Origin of the sequence: Mesorhizobium sp. M7A.F.Ca.CA.004.06.1.1 (genome assembly GCF_003999135.1) — a bacterium.
Lineage (GTDB): Bacteria > Pseudomonadota > Alphaproteobacteria > Rhizobiales > Rhizobiaceae > Mesorhizobium.
Genome location: NZ_RZPQ01001327.1, coordinates 1 through 730, shown reverse-complemented (window position 1 = coordinate 730; position 730 = coordinate 1). Strand labels below are relative to the sequence as shown.

Here is a 730-nt window from a genome sequence, read left to right as displayed (position 1 = left end):
GCCAGGCATAGTGCGCCGAGCACCATGTTCGAAGCGGAGATGGTCAACGGATGATGGCGGGCAAACAGCGGCTTCTGGACGATGGTGTTGACGGCCGAGCACAAGGCCGAACCAAGCACCAGAAGAGCACCGGTGTTAAAAGACAGTCCATTCTCGTCGGCCATGGCGATGACGCCAATGCCGGCGAAGGAAATCACCGTACCGGCCCAGGCCATGCCCGAAAAGCGCTCGCCCAGCAGGACCATCGCCATGATGGCGGTGAAGATCGGGCTGACATTGATGATGAAGCCGGCGGCACCGGCAGAGACGGTCAGTTCGCCGAAATTGAGCATGACGGTGTAGAGCGCGACGAAGATGGCGCCGCCAAAGACCAGGCGCCACACTTCGTCGAGCCTTGGCAGCGCCGGGCGCTTGATGGCCAGGAAGATCGCCGCCGGCACCGCGGCGATGGCAAAGCGCAACGCGCCGAGTTCCAGCGGTCCGAAGGCAGCGAGACCGGCGCGGATCGCCGGAAAGGCGGAGGCCCAACCAACCACCGTCAGCGCGACAGCAATGGCTGCCGTGGTGTCCATCCGCTGTGTCGAATTCAACGTGCCCGTCATTGCATTCATCTCACTGCCCTCGCATTCTTCGGTCCTGAAAGGCAGAAAACGCCATTCCAGGCCAGTTGACAAACGACCAAATCGAGGATCACCTGTGACTATGGATCACAACTCGGACACAATGGTAC

The 730-nt window shown here is 61.1% G+C and carries 1 protein-coding gene; it reads right to left on the bottom strand.

Features of this window, described 5'->3' with window-relative positions; all coding sequences use genetic code 11:
* A partial coding sequence (locus EN906_RS36105) for a DMT family transporter (protein WP_164777706.1) occupies nucleotides 1-611 on the bottom strand: 611 nt, incomplete at its 3' end.
* Nucleotides 612-730: the final 119 nt, after the last annotated feature.